Source organism: Kitasatospora sp. NPDC114501 (genome assembly GCF_055633695.1).
This window is the reverse complement of the sequence record NZ_JBVKDS010000004.1, coordinates 152,626-170,782: the sequence shown is the minus strand read 5'-3', so window position 1 is coordinate 170,782 and position 18,157 is coordinate 152,626. Positions and strand designations below refer to the sequence as shown.

At 72.0% G+C, this 18,157-nt stretch carries 13 protein-coding genes; 5 read left to right on the top strand and 8 right to left on the bottom strand.

Translation table 11 applies throughout. The features are described 5' to 3' along the window. Window positions 1–22 precede the first annotated feature (22 nt). Window positions 23–1,774, top strand: coding sequence for a cellulase family glycosylhydrolase (locus ACZ7RU_RS09910; protein WP_470340370.1), 1,752 nt, complete (start codon window positions 23–25; stop codon window positions 1,772–1,774). 70 nt (window positions 1,775–1,844) lie between these two features. Next, window positions 1,845–3,962, top strand: a complete 2,118-nt coding sequence (locus ACZ7RU_RS09905) for a beta-galactosidase (protein ID WP_470340369.1) — start codon at window positions 1,845–1,847, stop codon at window positions 3,960–3,962. Window positions 3,963–4,024: 62 nt separating this feature from the next. On the opposite strand, the gene ACZ7RU_RS09900 is transcribed toward ACZ7RU_RS09905, so the two are convergent. The 5 genes from ACZ7RU_RS09900 to ACZ7RU_RS09880 all read right to left on the bottom strand — a co-directional run bounded on the left by ACZ7RU_RS09900 (window position 4,025) and on the right by ACZ7RU_RS09880 (window position 10,447). Continuing rightward, on the bottom strand, window positions 4,025–5,113 hold the full coding sequence (locus tag ACZ7RU_RS09900) for an aldose epimerase family protein (protein ID WP_470340368.1): 1,089 nt from the start codon (window positions 5,111–5,113) through the stop codon (window positions 4,025–4,027). Between the two features lie 83 nt (window positions 5,114–5,196). Then, window positions 5,197–6,705, bottom strand: a complete 1,509-nt coding sequence (gene araA / locus ACZ7RU_RS09895) for an L-arabinose isomerase (RefSeq protein ID WP_470340367.1) — start codon at window positions 6,703–6,705, stop codon at window positions 5,197–5,199. 11 nt (window positions 6,706–6,716) lie between these two features. Continuing rightward, window positions 6,717–7,394, bottom strand: coding sequence for an L-ribulose-5-phosphate 4-epimerase (locus ACZ7RU_RS09890; RefSeq protein ID WP_470340366.1), 678 nt, complete (start codon window positions 7,392–7,394; stop codon window positions 6,717–6,719). Beyond that, the gene (locus ACZ7RU_RS09885) at window positions 7,391–9,091 is read right to left on the bottom strand and encodes a ribulokinase (protein ID WP_470340365.1); all 1,701 of its coding nucleotides are present in this window, start codon (window positions 9,089–9,091) and stop codon (window positions 7,391–7,393) included. Before ACZ7RU_RS09885 ends, ACZ7RU_RS09890 begins: the two co-directional genes overlap by 4 nt. A gap of 324 nt (window positions 9,092–9,415) precedes the next feature. Further along, window positions 9,416–10,447: a LacI family DNA-binding transcriptional regulator gene (locus ACZ7RU_RS09880; protein ID WP_470340364.1), complete on the bottom strand. Its 1,032-nt coding sequence runs from the start codon at window positions 10,445–10,447 to the stop codon at window positions 9,416–9,418. Window positions 10,448–10,901: 454 nt separating this feature from the next. On the opposite strand from ACZ7RU_RS09880, the gene chvE reads away from it, so the two are divergent. The 3 genes from chvE to mmsB all read left to right on the top strand — a co-directional run bounded on the left by chvE (window position 10,902) and on the right by mmsB (window position 14,876). After that, a complete protein-coding gene (gene chvE, locus ACZ7RU_RS09875) occupies window positions 10,902–11,996 on the top strand; it encodes a multiple monosaccharide ABC transporter substrate-binding protein (protein WP_470340363.1) in 1,095 nt (364 codons plus the stop codon). 93 nt (window positions 11,997–12,089) lie between these two features. Then, complete coding sequence (gene mmsA, locus ACZ7RU_RS09870) at window positions 12,090–13,637, top strand: multiple monosaccharide ABC transporter ATP-binding protein (RefSeq protein WP_470340362.1); 1,548 nt, start codon at window positions 12,090–12,092, stop codon at window positions 13,635–13,637. Window positions 13,638–13,640: 3 nt separating this feature from the next. Then, window positions 13,641–14,876, top strand: coding sequence for a multiple monosaccharide ABC transporter permease (gene mmsB / locus ACZ7RU_RS09865; RefSeq protein ID WP_470340361.1), 1,236 nt, complete (start codon window positions 13,641–13,643; stop codon window positions 14,874–14,876). A gap of 250 nt (window positions 14,877–15,126) precedes the next feature. Here mmsB and ACZ7RU_RS09860 read toward each other — a convergent pair whose 3' ends face one another. The 3 genes from ACZ7RU_RS09860 to ACZ7RU_RS09850 form a co-directional block, all read right to left on the bottom strand. Next, window positions 15,127–15,489, bottom strand: coding sequence for a DUF1304 domain-containing protein (locus tag ACZ7RU_RS09860; RefSeq protein ID WP_470340360.1), 363 nt, complete (start codon window positions 15,487–15,489; stop codon window positions 15,127–15,129). A 146-nt stretch (window positions 15,490–15,635) separates the two neighbouring features. Then, the gene (locus tag ACZ7RU_RS09855; protein ID WP_470340359.1) at window positions 15,636–17,123 is read right to left on the bottom strand and encodes a SulP family inorganic anion transporter; all 1,488 of its coding nucleotides are present in this window, start codon (window positions 17,121–17,123) and stop codon (window positions 15,636–15,638) included. A 124-nt stretch (window positions 17,124–17,247) separates the two neighbouring features. Beyond that, entirely contained in the window at window positions 17,248–17,850 is a 603-nt protein-coding gene (locus ACZ7RU_RS09850; RefSeq protein ID WP_470340358.1) for a carbonic anhydrase, read from the bottom strand. Window positions 17,851–18,157: the final 307 nt, after the last annotated feature.

Sequence of the window (18,157 nt, the reverse complement as noted above, 5' to 3'; positions counted from 1 at the left end):
CGTTCACCCGAAGGGACGACCCGTGAACACCGCACGACACACCGCCCGACCGCTCGCCCGCCGGCTCCGGCGCACCGCCGGCCTCGTGGTGGCCCTGGCCACCACCGGCGCCCTCTGCGCCGGCACCGCCGTCGCCGCCCCCGCCGAGAAGGCCCCGTCGGCGGCCGAGGCCGCCGGGGTCCGGGTCCCGAAGGACCCGATGGCCGCCGTGGCGCAGATGCAGCCCAGCTGGAACCTCGGCAACACCCTCGACGCCCTCCCCGACGAGACCTCCTGGGGCAACCCGCTCACCACCAAGGCCACCTTCGACGGCCTCAAGGCCCAGGGCTTCCGCAGCGTCCGCATCCCCGTCAGCTGGTACCCGCACCAGTCCGCCACCGCCCCGTACACCATCGACCCGGTGTGGATGAAGCGGGTCAAGGAGGTGGTCGACCTCGCCCTGGAGGACGGGCTCTACGTCGAGATCAACGTCCACCACGACTCGTGGCAGTGGATCAAGTACATGTCCACCGACCACGACAACGTCATGGCCCGGTTCAACTCCACGTGGCAGCAGATCGCCACGACCTTCAAGGACGAGCCGCGCACCCTGCTCATGGAGAGCATCAACGAACCGCAGTTCGCCGACGCGACCGACGCCCAGAGGACCCAGTACCTGCGCGAGCTCAACACCTCGTTCCACAGCATCGTGCGCGACTCCGGCGGCAGGAACAAGGACCGCCTGCTCGTCCTGCCCTCGGAGGAGACCAACAACGCCCAGCACTGGCTGGACGACCTGTCCGCCACGATGAGTTCGCTGAAGGACCGCAACCTGGTCGCCACCGTGCACTACTACAGCTGGTACCCGTTCAGCGTGAACATCGCGAACGGCCCGACCTACGACGCGAAGGCCCAGTCGGACCTGACCGAGGGCTTCGCCCGGGTGCACGACACCTTCGTCGCCAAGGGCATCCCCGTCTACCTCGGCGAGTACGGCCTGCTCACCTCGCCCTACTCCGGTGTCGTCGAGCGCGGCGAGATGCTCAAGTACTTCGAGCACGTCAACTACGAGGCGCGGCGCAACGGCATGACCTCCGCCGTCTGGGACGCCTTCCACGACTTCCTGAACCGCTCCACCATGCAGTGGGAGGTCCCCGAGATGAAGGCGCTGATCCAGAGCTCCTGGCGAACGCGCTCGGGCACCGCCTCCACCGACAACGTCTTCCTGCCGAAGTCCGGCGCCATCGCCGCGCAGACCGTCACGCTCAACCGCAACGGCCTCGCGTTCGCCGGGCTCTGGCAGGGCGACCGCCCGCTGATCCCCTTCCTCGACTACACCCTCGACGGCGACAGGCTCACCCTGACCTCCTCCGCCCTCACCCGGCTCGCCGGCGACCGTGCCGCCGGGGTCAACGCCACCCTGGAGGTCCGGTACTCCGACGGCGTCCCGTGGAAGCTCTTCGTGCGCTCGTACGACAAGCCGGCGATGTCCTCCGCCACCGGAACGCTCGACGGGCTGACCATCCCGACCCGGTTCAACGGCGCCCTGATGGCCAACGTCGAGTCCACCTACGCCGACGGCACCGCCGCCGGCCCGGCCTCCTGGACCACCTTCCAGTCGTTCGACAACTACCGCGCCGACTACGGCGCCGACACCACCACCGTCAAGGCCGACTTCCTCAAGTCGCTCAAGGACGGCGCCCCCGCGACGCTCACCTTCCGCTTCTGGACCGGTGACACCGTCACGTACCACGTGACCAGGTCCGGCGACACCGTCACCGGCACCGTCGGCTGATCCTCCCCCCACCCACGCCCCGGCCGCCGCTCCCCCGGCGGCCGGGGCCCCGACCCGCCGAGGTTCTCCCATGGTCCAGCTGCCCCCGCGCGTCCTGTTCGGCGCCGCCTACTACCACGAGTACCAGCCGTACGAGCGGCTCGAGGAGGACCTCGACCTGATGGCGGCGGCGAACTTCACCGTCATCCGGGTCGGCGAGTCGGTCTGGTCCACCTGGGAGCCGGAGAACGGCCGGTTCGAGCTGGACTGGCTGCGGCCCGTCCTCGACGCCGCCCACGGGCGCGGCATCTCGGTCGTCCTCGGCACGCCCACCTACGCCGTGCCGCCGTGGCTGGCCCGCCAGTACCCCGAGATCGCCGCCGAGAACGCCACCGGGCGGACCGGCCACTGGGGTGCCCGCCAGGAGGTCGACTTCAGCCACCCAGCCTTCCGCTTCCACGCCGAGCGCGTCGTCCGGCGGATCGTCGCCCGCTACGCCGGCCATCCGGCCGTGATCGGCTACCAGGTCGACAACGAACCGGGCTGCCGGCTGCCGCACAACCGGGGCGTGTTCCAGCGCTTCGTCGACGACCTGCGCCGGAGGTACGGCGACGTGGCGACCCTCAACCGCGTCTGGGGCCTGGTCCACTGGTCCCACCGGCTGTCCGACTGGTCCGACCTGTGGACGCCCGACGGCAACGCCCAGCCGCAGTACGACGTCGCGTGGCGGGCGTTCCAGGCCCGCCAGACCACCGAGTTCATCGCCTGGCAGGCCGGCCTGGTGCGCGAGTACGCCCGCCCCGGGCAGTTCGTCACCACCTGCCTGCACTACACCCACCCCGCGCTGGAGGACGACGAGCTGACCGACGCCCTGGACGTCACCGCGGGCAACCCGTACTACGACATGCAGGACGCCCTCGCGCTGCCCGACCCCACCCCCGACGACCACGAGCAGCGGTGGAAGACCACCGGCGTCTGGGCCCTGTACCAGCAGGCCGACCGGATCTTCTCCTCCCGGCAGGAACCGTTCCTGGTCACCGAGACCAACGCCCAGGCCATCGGCGGCCCCGAGGACAACCGGCCCGCCTTCGACGGCCAGTGGCGGCAGGCCGCCTGGGCGCTGGTCTCCCGCGGCGCGCGGATGATCGAGTACTGGCACTGGCACACCCTGCACTTCGGCGCCGAGACGTACTGGGGCGGCATCCTGCCGCACAGCGGCAGGCCCGGCCGGGTGTACGCCGAACTCGCCCGCCTGGGCGCCGAGTTCGAGACGGCGGGGGCACTGGTCGCCGGGATCGAACCGGATGCCGACCTCGCGATGGTCTACTCCGTGCCCAGCAAGTGGCTGATGGAGAAGTACCCGCCGCTGGCGAGGCCGGACGGCGGCCCCGACCCGGCGTCCTACCACCGGATCTTCGACTCGTTCTACCGCGGCGCCTTCGAGGCCGGCCGCCAGGTGCGGATCCTGCACGCCCGCCGGCTGCACGACGCCCGCGGTGAGCACGAGGGCCCGACGCCCGGCGCGGCCGCCCGGCGCCACCCCGTCCTCGTCGTCCCCGCGCTCCACCTCGCCGAGGACTCCCTGCTCGACTGGCTCGCGGCCTACGCCGAGGCCGGCGGCCACCTGGTGCTCGGCCCCCGCACCGGCTACGCCGACCACGAGGCCCGGGCCCGCCACGAGACCGCCCCGCCGCGCCTGGCCGCCGCCGCGGGCGCGTGGTACGACGAGTTCGGCAACCTGCCCGGGGACCTCCCGCTGCGCGCCGTACCCGGCAGCCCCCTGGACCTCCCGGCGGGGGCGACGGCGACCCGCTGGGTGGAGGGCCTCACCGCCACCGACGCCACGCCCCTGGCCGGCTACGACCACCCGCACTTCGGCCGCTGGTCCGCCGTCACCACACGCGTCCACGGCTCGGGCCGGGTCACCTGCGTGGGCACGGTGCCCGGCCGCGACCTGGCCCGGGCGCTGGCCGGCTGGCTGGCTCCCGAGCCGGTCGGCGGCTGGCGCGAGCTGCCCGCGTCCGTCACCGCGACCACCGGCACGGCCCCGGACGGGCGCCGCGTCCACGTGGTGCACAACTGGAGCTGGCAGCCCGTCGAGGTCGCGGCTCCGGTGGGCCTGTCCGACGTGCTGGGCGGCGCCTCGGTGCCCGCCGGCGGGCCGGTCTCGCTCGGCGCCTGGGACGTGCGGGTCCTCGTCGCCTCCTGACGCGGCAGGGCGGTGGGCCCCGCCGGGCCCACCGCCCCGTTCTCACCGCCCGGCGGCCTCCGCTACTCGGCCGAGAAGCGGTACACCGTCCTGGACCGGTACTTCTCCCCCGGGCGCAGGACGGTGGAGGGGTACTCGGGCCGGTTGGGCGAGTCGGGGAAGTGCTGGGTCTCCAGCGCGATGCCCGCGTACGCGGTGTACCGGTGGCCGGAGCGGCCGGTCAGCGAGCCGTCGAAGTGGTTCCCGGTGTAGACCTGGAGACCCGGTTCCGTGGTCAGGCACTCGACCTGGCGGCCGCTGGCCGGGTGGCTCAGCACGGCGGCCCGGCGGAACCCGCTGCCGTCGAGCACCCAGTTGTGGTCGAACCCGCGACCGGCCGCCCGGATCTGGGGGTGTTCCGCGGTGACGCAGGTGCCGATCCTGCGGGCGCGGCGGAGGTCGAACGGCGTGCCGACGACCGGCTCCACCGGGCCGAGCGGGATCAGCTCCCCGTCCACCGGGAGGTACCCGGCGGCCTCGACGCGCAGCAGGTGGTCGAGCACCGTTCCGTGGCCCTCGCCGGCCAGGTTGAAGTAGGCGTGGTTGGTGAGGTTGACGACCGTCGGGGCGTCGGTGGCCGCCTGGTAGGTGATCGAGAGCGCGCCGTCGGGATCGAGCAGGTACGTCACCTCGGCGGTGACGGTTCCCGGGAACCCCTGGTCCCCGGCGGGGCTGCGCAGCCGGAACCGGACGCCGACCTGCCGGTCCGCCCGGACCGCCACGCCGTCCCAGATGCGGGTGGCGAAGCCGTCCGGGCCGCCGTGCAGGGTGTGGCCGGTGGGCTGGGTCGCCAACCGGTGCACGGTGCCGTCCAGGGGCAGCGCGCCGCCGGCGATCCGGTTGGCGTAGCGGCCGACGGTCGCACCGAGGAAGGCCGCCTCGTCCAGCAGGTCCTCGACGCTGCCGCCCCCGAGCACCACGTCGGCCCGCCGTCCGGCCCGGTCCGGTGAGTGCAGGGCCTGGAGGCGGGCGCCCAGGTTGAGCACCTCCGCCGTCACCCCGTCCCGGGAGCCGAACGTCCACCGGATGATGTGCCGGCCGTCCGGCATGGCCGCGGTGACCTCCTGGGACACCATCAGGTCACCGGTGGAGACGAGGAGGTCTCTGGGCACGGGCTTCTCCGTTCCTTGCGGACTGGGTGGGAGACGGCGGCGCCCGCCCGGGTGGGCGGGCGCCGCCGGTGGGGCGTGCGGGGTCAGAATCCCTGGGCCAGCCGGTGGTAGGCCTGGTTCCAGCGCAGTTCCCTGGTGAACCGGCGGATGTTCGTGTCGTCGTCGATCACCAGCAGTTCCACGCCGATCATCTCGGCGAGGTCCTCCAGTTCCTCGGCCCCGAGCGCGCGGGAGAGCACGGTGTGGTGCGGTGCGCCGGCCGTCAGCCAGGCCTCGGTGGAGGTGCGCAGGTCGGGACGGGCCTTCCAGACGGCCCGGGCCACCGGCAGGTTGGGCAGCGGCGCCGGCGGCTCGACCACGTCGATCTCGTTGGCGACCAGCCGGAAGCGGTCGCCGAGGTCGGCGAGGCCGACCACCACCGCGGGGCCGGGCGCGGCGTCGAAGACCAGACGGACCGGGTCCTCCCGCCCGCCGATGGACAGCGGGTGGATCTCGCAGGAGGGGGTTCCGGCGGCGATGCTCGGGCAGACCTCCAGCATGTGCGCGCCGAGGATCAGCTCGCCGCCGGACTCCAGGTGGTAGGTGTAGTCCTCCATGAACGAGGTGCCGCCGGGCAGTCCGGTGGCGGCCACCTTGAGGGTGCGCAGCAGGGTGGCGGTCTTCCAGTCGCCCTCGCCGCCGAAGCCGTAGCCGTCGGCCATCAGCCGCTGAACGGCGAGGCCGGGCAGCTGGCGCAGGCCGCCGAGGTCCTCGAAGTTGGTGGTGAAGGCCTTGAAGCCGCCCTGCTCCAGGAAGCCGCGCAGGCCGAGTTCGATCCGCGCCGCGTAGCGCAGCGACTCGTGGCGCTCCCCGCCGGCCCGCAGCTCGGGCGCGAGGCGGTAGGCGTCCTCGTACTCCTTGGTCAGCGCGGTGACGTCGCCGTCGTCCGTCGCGTCCACGGCGGCGACGAGGTCGTTGACGCCGTAGGTGTTGACGGAGACGCCGAAGCGCAGCTGGGCCTCGACCTTGTCGCCCTCGGTGACGGCGACGTCGCGCATGTTGTCGCCGAAGCGGGCGAGCTTGAGGCCGCGCAGTTCGGCGCGCCCGGCGGCGGCCCGTACCCAGGTGGCGACCCGGGCGGACACGGTCGGGTCGCTGACGTGTCCGGCGACGGTCTTGCGGGGGACGCCGAGGCGGGACTGGACGAAGCCGAACTCGCGGTCGCCGTGGGCGGCCTGGTTCAGGTTCATGAAGTCCATGTCGATGGAGTCCCAGGGCAGTTCGACGTTGGCCTGGGTGTGCAGGTGGAGCAGCGGCTTGCGCAGGGCGTCCAGCCCGGCGATCCACATCTTGGCCGGGGAGAAGGTGTGCATCCAGGCGATCAGGCCGATGCAGTCGTCGGCGGAGTTGGCCTCCAGACAGATCCGGCGGATCGCGTCGGCGTCCGTGAGGACGGGCTTCCAGACGATCTCGACCGGGACGGCGGGGTCGCGGTCCAGGGTGTCGGCGATCCGCTGGGACTGCTCGGCGACCTGGCGGAGGGTGTCCTCGCCGTAGAGGCCCTGGCTTCCGGTCAGGAACCAGACCTGGCGGCCTTCGATGGGCTTGGTCATGGGGTGGCTCCTCACCGGCCCTGGGGCTGGCCGTAGACGTTCTGGTAGCGGAAGTTGAGGCTGTCGATGTCCGCCTGGGCGATCGGCAGGGGTTCGCCGAGCTGGCGGGAGAGGTGGACGGTGCGGGCGACGTCCTCGCACATCACCGCGGCCTTGACGGCCGCCTTGGCGTCCTTGCCGATGGTGAAGACGCCGTGGTTCTGCATCAGGACGGCGGGCGAGCGGTGGCCCTTGAGGGTGTCCACGATGCCCCGGCCGATCGAGTCGTCGCCGATCAGGGCGAAGGGGCCGACCGGGATCTCGGCGCCGAACTCGTCGGCCATCGCGGTGAGGACGCAGGGGACGGCCTCGCCGCGGGCCGCCCAGGCGCAGGCGTAGGTGGAGTGGGTGTGCACCACTCCGCCGACCTCGGGCAGGTGGCGGTAGACGTAGGCGTGCGCGGCGGTGTCGGAGGAGGGCGCGTGGTCGCCCTCGACGACGTTGCCGTCCAGGTCGCAGACGATCATGTTCTGCGGCGACAGTTCCTCGTAGGAGACGCCGCTCGGCTTGATGACGAGCAGGTCCGCTCCGGGGACGCGGGCGGAGACGTTGCCGGCGGTCCAGACCACCAGGTTGTAGCGGACCAGTTCCTGGTGCAGGTCGCTGACCTGGCGGCGGATGAGGTCGACGGTCGCGTGGGTCGCGTTCACTGGGCCTCGCTCGGTGTGGTGAGGGCGGCGTTCCGGATGTCCCGCAGGCGGTGCAGGAGCTTGTCGGCGCCGAGCCCGAAGTGGTCGTGCAGGGCGCGGTACTCGGCGAAGAGCAGGTCGTAGGTGTCGGCGGCGGCGCGCCGGGGCCGGTAGGCGCCCCGCCGCACCCGGCCCATGGCCTCGGACGCGGTCCGGACGTCCGGGTACGCCCCGGCGGCGACGGCGGCGTGGATCGCCGAGCCGAGCGCGGGGCCCTGCTCGGACTCGGCGACCGAGACCGGGCGGCGCAGCACGTCGGCGTAGATCTGCATCAGCAGGGCGTTCTTCTTCAGCCCGCCGGTGACGATGAACTCGGTGACGGGCACGCCGCCCTGCTCCAGGGCCTCGACGATGACGCGGGTGCCGTAGGCGGTGGCCTCCAGCAGCGCCCGGTAGATCTCCTCGGGGCGGGTGGCGAGGGTGAGGCCGGCGATCACCCCGGAGAGGTGGTGGTCGACCAGGGTGGAGCGGTTGCCGTTCATCCAGTCGAGCGCCACCAGGCCGTGCGCGCCGACGGGTTGGGCGGCGGCCTTGCGGGTCAGCAGCTGGTGCGGGTCCTCGCCGTTCTCCTCGGCTTCGGCCAGGTAGTCGGCGGGCAGGCCCTGGCGCAGCCACCAGGCGAAGATGTCGCCGACGGCGCTCTGGCCGGCCTCGTAGCCGTAGGAGCCGGCGACGATGCCGTCCTGGACCACGCCGCACATGCCGGGGACGTCGGCGAGCGTCGCGCCGTTGACGACGTGGCAGGTGGACGTGCCCATGATGGCGAGGAGCCGGCCGTCGTCGACGGCGCGGGCGGCCGGGGCGGCGACGTGGGCGTCGACGTTCCCGGCGGCGACCGCGATGCCCTCCGGGAGCCCGGTCCACCGCGCGGCCCGCGCGGTGAGCGGGCCGACCCGGGAGCCGAGCGGGGAGAGCGGGTGCTCCAGGCGGGTGCGGGCGAAGTCGGCGAAGTCCGGGTGGAGCGCGGCGAGGTAGTCCTCGCTGGGGTAACTCCCGTCCTGGTGGATGCCCTTGTAGCCGGCGGTGCAGGTGTTGCGGCTCTCGGCGCCGGTGAGCTGCCAGACGATCCAGTCGGCGGCCTCGATCCAGCGGACGGTCGCGGCGTAGACGGCCGGGTCCTCCTCCAGGACCTGAAGCGCCTTGGCGTACTGCCACTCGGCGGAGATCCGCCCGCCGTAGCGGGAGATCCACTTCTCGCCCCGGGCGTGGGCCAGGGCGTTGATCCGGTCGGCCTGGCCCTGGGCGGCGTGGTGCTTCCAGAGCTTGGGCCAGGCGTGCGGGCGGCTCGCCCACGCGGAGGTCTCGGCGAGCGGGGTGCCGTCGGCGAGCACCGGCAGGACGGTGCAGGCGGTGAAGTCGGTGGCGATCCCGATGACGTGCGCCGGGTCGACGCCGGCGGCGGCGAGCGCGGCCGGGACGGCGGTGCGCAGCACCTCGCGCCAGTCCCCGGGGTGCTGCAACGCCCAGTCGGGCGGCAGCGACTGCCCGGTGCCGGGCAGTTCGCGCTCGATCACGGCGTGCGGGTAGTCGTGGACGGCGGTGCCCAGTTCCTCGCCGTCCCGGACGCGGACCACCACGGCGCGGCCGGAAAGGGTGCCGAAGTCGACGCCGACGACGTACCGGTCCGGCTCGGGGGCGGCGACAGGGATCACGGTCACTTTCTCATCCTTCGTACGGGAGAGCTGTGTTGGCGCCTGTCGCCGGTGCGGTCGTCGGCCAGGGCAGGGCGGCACGCACCGGCGACAGGCTTCGTTCCGCTACCTCTCCCTCTGAAGGGCGGAACGTGTGGCCGTCGGCCGGGCGACCCGGAAGCGGGATGACGGCGGCCCGGCCGACGGAGCGGAAGGGGCGTTGTTGTGAACGCTCACCCGAATTGTTAGCGCTAACAAAGTGGCTGTCAAGGGATGTCGCGAGCCCGGACCCCGCGAGGCCGGAGGCCCTGGAAGCGAGCGTGCGCCGCGCCGCGGACCGGCGCTACCGGATCAACGTCCGGCGATCGGGCCGGCGCTGCGGCGCAGCACCAGCTCCGGGGAGATCTGCAGATGGGCCGGCGAAGGCGTGGCGGCCTCCAGCTCCCCGACGAGCAGTTCCAGGGCCCGCCGGCCGAGTTCGCCGAAGTCCTGCCGCACGGTGGTCAGCGGCGGGATGAAGTAGGCCGCCTCCGGGATGTCGTCGAAGCCGACCACGCTGATCTCGTCCGGGACCGACCGGCCGGCCTCGTGCAGGGCCCGCAGCAGGCCGAGCGCCATGTGGTCGTTCGCGCAGAACACGGCGGTGATGTCGGGCAGTCGGGCGATACGCAGCCCCGCCTGGTAGCCCGAGCGGGCGCTCCAGTCGCCGCGCTCCACCTCGGGCACCGGGGCTCCGGCCGCCTCCAGCGTGGAGCGCCACCCCTCCTCCCGGTCCTGGCTCTCCAGCCAGCTGACCGGTCCCGCCACGTGGTGCACGGTGCGGTGGCCCAGGTCGAGCAGGTGCCTGGTGGCCTCTCCGGCGCCGTAGCGGTTGCCCACCGACACCATCGGCACCTGGGACTGGTTGCCCGAACCGACCGCGACGAGCGGCACCGAACTGGAGAGCCGGGCCACCGCGCTGACGGCGGAGATCTGCGGCGCGATCACCACGACGCCCTCCACGCCCTGGTCGCGCAGCCGGTCGACGGCCTCCTGGACCGAACGGCCGTCAAGGGAGCGCAGGCTGGTCACGCTGACGAAGTAGCCGGCGCTGCGCGCGGCCTGCTCGATGCCGTCCAGCATCGACGCGGGGCCGTACAGGGTCGAGTCGAAACTGACCACCCCGAGGGTCTGCGAGCGCCGGGTGACCAGCGCGCGGGCGGCGGAGTTGGGCCGGTAGTCGAGCTCCCGTATGGCCGCCAGCACCCGGTCCCGGGTGTCGGGCCGCACGTGCGGGGCGCCGTTGAGCACCCGGGACACCGTCTGGTGGGACACCCCCGCCAGTTTCGCCACGTCCGCCATCACGGGCTGGCGCGATTCCGTCCCGGCGCTCTCGGTTCCCACTCGCAGTCCCCTCCTCGGCTGCGGACCACAGTACGCGACCAGGTCCGGGCCAATCCGTCACCCTCGGTCCGACCGGCGGCTTCTTCATACCAGCCGTGCGGGGTGCCCACATCTGCCAACCTTGCCAAGTTAACGTTCACAGCCGCACCGCGGAGGTGAATGCCGAGATCACCCGCGGGGCGACGGTGGCCGGTGGCCGGTGACCGCTTCGGCACTCGGCGTGATCGGACACCGGGATCGGGCCGGTGGGCGCACCGCGACCCAATGGTGATCCGACGCCTCTTGACGTCGCCGTTGTGAGCGTTAACACTCATGTCACGCCAGGCCAGGGTGACCGTAACCCCGATGCCCCACAGCCCCGAGGGACCACTCCCGGCCGGCCCCGCTCGACCGCTCCCAGCCCGCCCAGTCAGGGGACGCGCTGCGCCGGTCGCGGAACACCACTGGAGGAACTGTGCGGAAGATTTCGGCGGGTCTGGTCGCCGCGGGCCTGGTGCTCTCACTGGCGGCCTGCGGCCAGAGCGCCAACGGCGCCGGCGACGGCCCCGCCAAGGGGGACGCCAAGGGCGGTCTGGTCGGCATCGCGATGCCCACCAAGTCGTCCGAACGCTGGATCAACGACGGCACCAACATGGTCAAGGAGTTCCAGGCCAAGGGCTACAAGACCGACCTGCAGTACGGCGACAACGTGGTGGAGAACCAGGTCTCCCAGGTGGAGAACATGATCACCAAGGGCGCCAAGCTCCTGGTGATCGCCGCCATCGACGGCGCCTCCCTCACCAACGTGCTGCAGAAGGCCGCCGACGCCCACATCCCGGTGATCTCCTACGACCGGCTGATCAAGGGCACCCAGAACGTCGACTACTACGCGACCTTCGACAACTACAAGGTCGGCGTCCTCCAGGGCAGCTACATCGCCGACAAGCTCGGGCTCAAGGACGGCAAGGGGCCGTTCAACATCGAGCTGTTCGCCGGCTCGCCGGACGACAACAACGCCACCTTCTTCTTCAACGGCGCCATGAGCGTCCTCAAGCCGTACATCGACGAGAAGAAGCTGGTCGTCCAGAGCGGCCAGACCGAGTTCAACCAGGTCGCCACGCTGCGCTGGGACGGCGGTGTCGCCCAGTCCCGGATGGACAACCTGCTGAGCAAGGCCTACACCTCCGCCCACGTCGACGCCGTGCTCTCGCCGTACGACGGCATCTCGATCGGCATCCTCTCCTCCCTCAAGGGCGTCGGCTACGGCACCGCCAAGTCGCTGCCCGTCGTCACGGGCCAGGACGGCGAGCTGGCCTCGGTGAAGTCGATCATCGCGGGCGAGCAGACCCAGACCGTCTACAAGGACACCCGCCAACTGGCCAAGGCCGCCGTCCAGATGGGTGACGCGCTGCTGACCGGCGGCAAGCCCGAGGTCAACGACACCAGCCAGTACAACAACGGCGTCAAGACCGTCCCGGCCCAGCTGCTCCAGCCGGTCAGCGTCGACAAGGACAACTACCAGAAGATCCTGGTCGACAGCGGCCAGTACACCGCGGACCAGCTCAAGTAGCCCGCGGGGCCCGACGGACGGGCCCTTGCCGAACCGGCGGTGCGGCGCCCCGAGACCGGCCCGCACCGCCCCGAACGATACGGACGCACACCCATGGCTGGACCCGTTCTCGAAATGCGGTCGATCAGCAAGTCGTTCCCCGGCGTCAAAGCACTCTCCGAGGTCAACCTGAGCGTCGCCGCCGGAGAGGTGCACGCCATCTGCGGCGAGAACGGTGCCGGCAAGTCCACCCTGATGAAGGTGCTCAGCGGCGTCTACCCGCACGGCGCCTACGAGGGCGAGATCCTCTTCGAGGGCGAGCCCTGCCGGTTCAGGGACATCCGGGCCAGCGAGCAGCGCGGCATCGTCATCATCCACCAGGAACTGGCGCTGGTGCCGTACCTGTCCATCGCCGAGAACGTCTTCCTCGGCAACGAGCACGCCGCCCGGGGCATCATCAGCTGGCAGCGCACGCTCACCCACGCCGCCGAACTGCTCCGCCAGGTCGGCCTCGACGAGAATCCGCACACCCGGATCGCCGACCTCGGGGTGGGCAAGCAGCAGCTGGTCGAGATCGCCAAGGCGCTGGCCAAGAAGGTCAAGCTGCTCATCCTGGACGAGCCGACGGCCTCGCTGAACGACGAGGACAGCCGCAAGCTGCTCGACCTGATCCTCGAGCTCAAGGCGCAGGGCATCTCCTGCATCATCATCTCGCACAAGCTGAACGAGATCGCCCGGGTCGCCGACTCCGTCACCATCCTGCGCGACGGGCGGACCATCGAGACCATCGCGATCGGCCCCGAGGGCATCTCCGAGGACCGGATCATCCGCGGCATGGTCGGCCGCGACCTGGAGCACCGCTACCCGGAGCGCACCCCCGAGATCGGGGAGGTCGCCTTCGAGGTCGAGGACTGGAGCGTCCGGCACCCGCTCGACCAGCAGCGCATGGTGGTGGACGGCGCCTCGCTGAACGTGCGGCGCGGTGAGATCGTCGGCATCGCCGGACTGATGGGCGCCGGCCGCACGGAACTCGCGATGAGCGTCTTCGGCCGCTCGTACGGGCGGTGGGCGGCCGGCCGGGTGCGGCTGCACGGCCGCGAGATCCGCACCCGGACGGTGCCCGAGGCGATCGGGCACGGCCTCGCCTACGTCACCGAGGACCGCAAGCACCTCGGGCTGAACCTCATCGACGACATCAGCCGGAACATCTCGCTGAGCGCGCTCGGCAAGGTCGCCCGGTACGGCCGGGTCGACCGGCACGAGGAGGCCAAGGTCGCCGAATCGTTCCGGCGGACCATGAACATCAAGGCCCCGACGGTGTTCACCCGGACCGGCACGCTCAGCGGCGGCAACCAGCAGAAGGTCGTCCTCAGCAAGTGGATCTTCGCCGAGCCTGAGGTGCTGATCCTCGACGAGCCCACCCGCGGCATCGACATCGGCGCCAAGGCGGAGATCTACACGGTCATCGCCGAGCTGGCCGCGCAGGGCAAGGCGGTCCTCGTCATCTCGTCCGAACTCCCCGAACTCCTGGGGCTGTGCGACCGGATCTACACCATGGCCGAAGGCCGGATCACCGGCGAGGTCGCCCGTGCCGACGCCACCCAGGAATCCCTCATGCGGCTCATGACCATGAGCGCCGCATCCAGCAACGAGCAGGTGTGAGGCATGGCCCAGACCGAGATCATCCCGGATTCGTCCCCGAAGGCGCCGCAGACCGGCCAGAGCCCCTCCATCGGCTCCGCCCTGGCCGGCGCGCTGCGCGGCAACGTGCGCCAGTACGGCATGCTGGTCGCGCTCGCGCTGATCGTCCTGCTGTTCCAGATCTGGACGGACGGCATCCTCCTCCAGCCGCTCAACATCACCAACCTGATCCAGCAGAACGGCTACATCCTCATCCTGGCGATCGGGATGATGATCGTCATCATCGCCGGGCACATCGACCTCTCGGTCGGCTCCCTGGCCGCCTTCGTCGGGGCCGCCGCCGCGGTGATGATGGTCAAGCAGCACCTGCCGTGGCCGGTGGCGGTGCTGGCCGCGCTGGTGATCGGCGCCCTCGCCGGCGCCTGGCAGGGCTTCTGGATCGCCTACCTCGGGATCCCGTCCTTCATCGTCACCCTGGCGGGCATGCTGCTGTTCCGCGGCGGCACCCAGATCCTGCTCCAGGGCCAGTCGGTCGCCCCGTTCCCCAAGGGCTTCCAGAGCATCAGCAGCGGCTTCCTCCCCGAGGTCGGACCGCACACCGACTACCACAACCTCACCCTGCTGCTGGGTCTCGCGGTGCTGGCCGTCGCGATCCTCCAGGAGCTGCGCGGGCGGCGCCAGACCGCCTCGTACGGGATGGAGCCGCTCCCGCTCGGGCTGTTCCTGGCCAAGCTCGCCGTGATCACCGCGGCCGTGGTCGCGTTCACCATGCTGCTGGCCAGCTACCACGGCGTGCCGATCGTCCTGCTGATCCTCGGCGCCCTGCTGGTCGGCTTCGGCTACCTGATGCGCAACTCGATCATCGGACGGCACACCTACGCCATCGGGGGCAACGAGGCCGCGGCCAAGCTGTCCGGGGTGAAGAGCAAGCGGGTCGTCTTCCTCGCCTTCACCAACATGGGCGTCCTCGCGGCGCTCGCCGGACTGGTCTTCGCCGCGCGCCTCAACGCCGGCACCCCGCAGGCCGGCATCAACTTCGAACTGGAGGCCATCGCAGCCGCCTTCATCGGCGGCGCCTCCGCCAGCGGCGGTGTGGGCACCGTCCTCGGCGCCATCATCGGCGGCCTGGTGCTCGGCGTGCTGAACAACGGCATGTCCCTGGTCGGCGTCGGCACCGACTACCAGCAGGTCATCAAGGGCCTGGTGCTGCTCGCGGCCGTCGGCTTCGACGTCTACAACAAGCGCCGCGCCGGTTCCTGACCGGACCCGACCCGACCTGCCCAGGACCGCGGGCGGGGACCGGACCGGTGAGCTGTGCTCACCGCTCCGGTCCCCGCCCGTTCGTCGTCCCTCCGCCCGCCGCGCCACGCGGAGTCCTCCGTACGGACTTCTCCGTACGGAGGACTCGTAGGGCGTTCTCCCGTACGGGAGCGGTTCCAGGGCCCGGTCGTGAGAAGACGGGAGGGGTGCCTCTCGGGAGAGGCACCCCTCGGTGACGGTCGTTCGCGATTCAGTGGGCCAGGAGCACCAGGACCAGCACGACCACTGCCGGGACGGTCTGCACGAAGAGGATCTTCCGGGAGGCCGTCACCGCGCCGAACAGCCCGGCGACGGCCACACAGGAGGCGAAGAAGACCCGCACCCGGAAACCGACCGGATCGGCGGCGAAGGCGCCCCAGAGCAGCCCGGCTGCCAGGAAGCCGTTGTACAGGCCCTGGTTGGCGGCCATCGCCCTGGTCTCCAGCGCGAACTCCTGGGACGTTCCGAAGGCGGCCCGGGCCCTGGGAGTGGTCCACAGGAACATCTCCAGGACCAGGATGTAGACGTGCAGGAGGGCGAGCGCGACAACCGCAATCACGGCAACTGTGGACATGCCGGGCATCCTACGCAGTAGCGGGGCCGTCAGCTCGCGATGTGAGCGATCACAAGCCGCGGGCCCGGCATTCCGCTCAGTCCGTCGCCGAATCGTCAAGTCCGGCCCCCGGACGGCCCGCCCGCGCGCCGGAGCCGGGCCTCCGGTCAGGCCGCCGCGGCCGGGAGTCCGACCAACTCGGCGGAGCCGCTGCGGCCGTGGCGCTCCTGCCACAGTTCCAGGGCGCTGCGGCAGGCGTGGTCGAGGTGGCGCACGCCGGAGAGGTCGAGCCTGACCGGGCGGTCCGCGGGCAGCCCCTCCAGGGATTCCAGGGTCTCCAGCAGCCGGGGCAGCCGGAGGAAGGTGGCGTTCCCGTGCAGGGTCACCCGGACGGCACCGCCGCCCGGATCGGTGACCGCGATGTGCAGGTGCGAGGTGTCCCAGGCGCTCTTGAGCACCGCGAGGAGCAGGCCGAGCAGCACGCCTTCGAGCAGGTTGGTCACCACGATGGCCAGGGCGGTGACCGTCAGGATCGCCGCCTCGCCGCGATCGGCCCGCCAGAGCGGGCGCAGCGTGCGGACCGGGACCAGCTTGGCGCCGGCATGCACCAGCACGCCGGCCAGGGCGGCGAGCGGGATGGCGGAGAGCGCGGCCGGGAACAGCGCGGCGAAGAGCAGCAGCCACAGTCCGTGCAGCACCCGGGAGGCCTTGGTGCGGGCGCCGGCCTGCACGTTGGCGGCGCTGCGCACGATCACGGCGGTCATCGGGAGCGCGCCGAGGAATCCGCAGACGGTGTTGCCGACGCCCTGGGCGAGCAGTTCACGGTCGTAGTCGGTCCGCGGGCCGTCGTGCAGGCGGTCGACGGCCGCGGCGCTGAACAGGCTCTCGGCGGAGGCGATCAGCGCGAACGCGAGCGCCGTACCGAGGACGCCGGCGCTGCCGAGCGCCGCGAGGTCGGAGGCGCCGGGCAGGTGGACCACCCCGGCGAGGCCGGCCACCCGGACCCGGTCGACGGGCAGGTCGAGCAGGGCGGTGGCGGCCGTCGCGGCGGCGACGGCGGCGAGCGGTGCGGGCACCGTCCGGACCCGGGCGGGCAGCCGCGGCCAGACCAGCAGGACCGCCACCGTCCCGGCGCCGATCGCGACGGCGGCGAGGGCGTGCGGGCTCCCGGCGACGTCCGCGGCCAGGCCCGGGAGGCCGGCCAGTTTGGCCGGGCCGTCGGCCGGTGCCTTGGCGTCGGCCATGGCGTAGAGCTGGCCGGCGATCAGGACGAGGCCGATCCCGGCGAGCATCCCCTGGACGACGGAGACGGATATCGCGCGGAACAGCCGGCCGAGCCGGGCCGCGCCCATGGCGAGTTGGAGCAGGCCGGCCGCGGCGGTGACGACGCCGAGGGTGGCGAGGCCGTGTTCCTGGACGGCGGCGAGGACCAGCACGGTCAGGCCGGCGGCGGGGCCGGACACCTGGAGGCTGCTGCCGGGCATCAGCCCGGTCACCACGCCGCCCACGATGCCGGTGATCAGGCCGAGTTCGGCCGGCACGCCGGAGGCGACGGCGACGCCCACGCAGAGCGGGAGCGCGACCAGGAAGACGACGACGGAAGCGGGGAGGTCAGAGCGCAGAGTGCTCAGCCGAAGGGCGGGACGACGGGTCATCGGGTCCTCGGGAGAGTAGCGGTGCGGACGGTGTCGGTCCGGAGGGTGGTGGTGGCGCCGCGGTGCGCGGAGCGGGGAGGGGTGGCCGGGTCCACCGGCGGCGGTACCCCGGTTCGTGCCGGTGTCACAGCGGCAGGAAGAGGCCGGCGTCGGGGCGGTGGGCGAGCACCAGCCCGGTGTGGATCTCGTAGAACCAGCCGTGCAGCCGGATCGTGCCCTCCGCCAGCCGCCGGGCCACGGCCGGGTAGCCGCGCAGCCGGTCCAGCTGGGCCAGGACGTGGCGCTGCACCGGCCCGGCGACCGTCGGGTCGAACACGTCCGCCCCGTCCGCGCCGAGTTCGGCCGGGTCGGCCTGGCGCAACCAGGCACGGACGGCGGGGACGACGCTGAGGTCCTCGCCGCGGACCACCGCGCCGACGGCACCGCAGTGCGAGTGGCCGCACACCACGACGTCGCGGACGCCGAGCACCTCGACGGCGTACTCGATGGTGGCGGTCTCGCCCGAGGCCCGGTCGGACCGGTAGGCGGGGACGATGTTGCCCGCGGTGCGGAGCTCGAAGAGGTCGCCGGGGTCGGCGTTGGTGATCAGCGCGGGCACCACGCGCGAGTCCGAGCAGGTGATGAACAGGGCCTGGGGTGCCTGGCCGGCGGCGAGGCCGGTGAGTTCCCGGCCGGTGTCGCCGGCGCGCTGCGGAAAGGCGCGGGCCCGGTCGATGAGCGGATCCATGGGGTCTGCCTCCTTCGTGACCCCGGCGGTTTCGGCCGGGGAGCGATGGACGGGGCGGTGCACGGAACGGGGCGGTGCCTCGGAAGGGGCGTCGGCACGACGCCCGCGGCACGCCGCTGGGCCGCGTCGTCGTCGGTGCCGCTCCGGCAACCTGATGACGCGTCAAGAACGAGTAAAGCACGGACATGGGAAGAGTAAAGACGCATTCCGGGCGCACATTGGGTCGATCTCGTTAACATCCTGTTGCCTCGAACGGCCTGGAACCTTCCGCTCCGGAAAGCCGTCACCGGTCGCGCGAGCCGTCCCG

What these genes read in the sequence shown, in the direction of transcription:
- araA (WP_470340367.1), bottom strand. Translation starts at nt 6,705, where the DNA reads ATGACCAAGCCCATCGAAGGCCGCCAGGTCTGGTTCCTGACCGGAAGC.
- ACZ7RU_RS09860 (WP_470340360.1), bottom strand. Translation starts at nt 15,489, where the DNA reads ATGTCCACAGTTGCCGTGATTGCGGTTGTCGCGCTCGCCCTCCTGCAC.
- mmsA (WP_470340362.1), top strand. Translation starts at nt 12,090, where the DNA reads ATGGCTGGACCCGTTCTCGAAATGCGGTCGATCAGCAAGTCGTTCCCC.
- ACZ7RU_RS09855 (WP_470340359.1), bottom strand. Translation starts at nt 17,123, where the DNA reads ATGACCCGTCGTCCCGCCCTTCGGCTGAGCACTCTGCGCTCTGACCTC.
- mmsB (WP_470340361.1), top strand. Translation starts at nt 13,641, where the DNA reads ATGGCCCAGACCGAGATCATCCCGGATTCGTCCCCGAAGGCGCCGCAG.
- ACZ7RU_RS09905 (WP_470340369.1), top strand. Translation starts at nt 1,845, where the DNA reads ATGGTCCAGCTGCCCCCGCGCGTCCTGTTCGGCGCCGCCTACTACCAC.
- ACZ7RU_RS09850 (WP_470340358.1), bottom strand. Translation starts at nt 17,850, where the DNA reads ATGGATCCGCTCATCGACCGGGCCCGCGCCTTTCCGCAGCGCGCCGGC.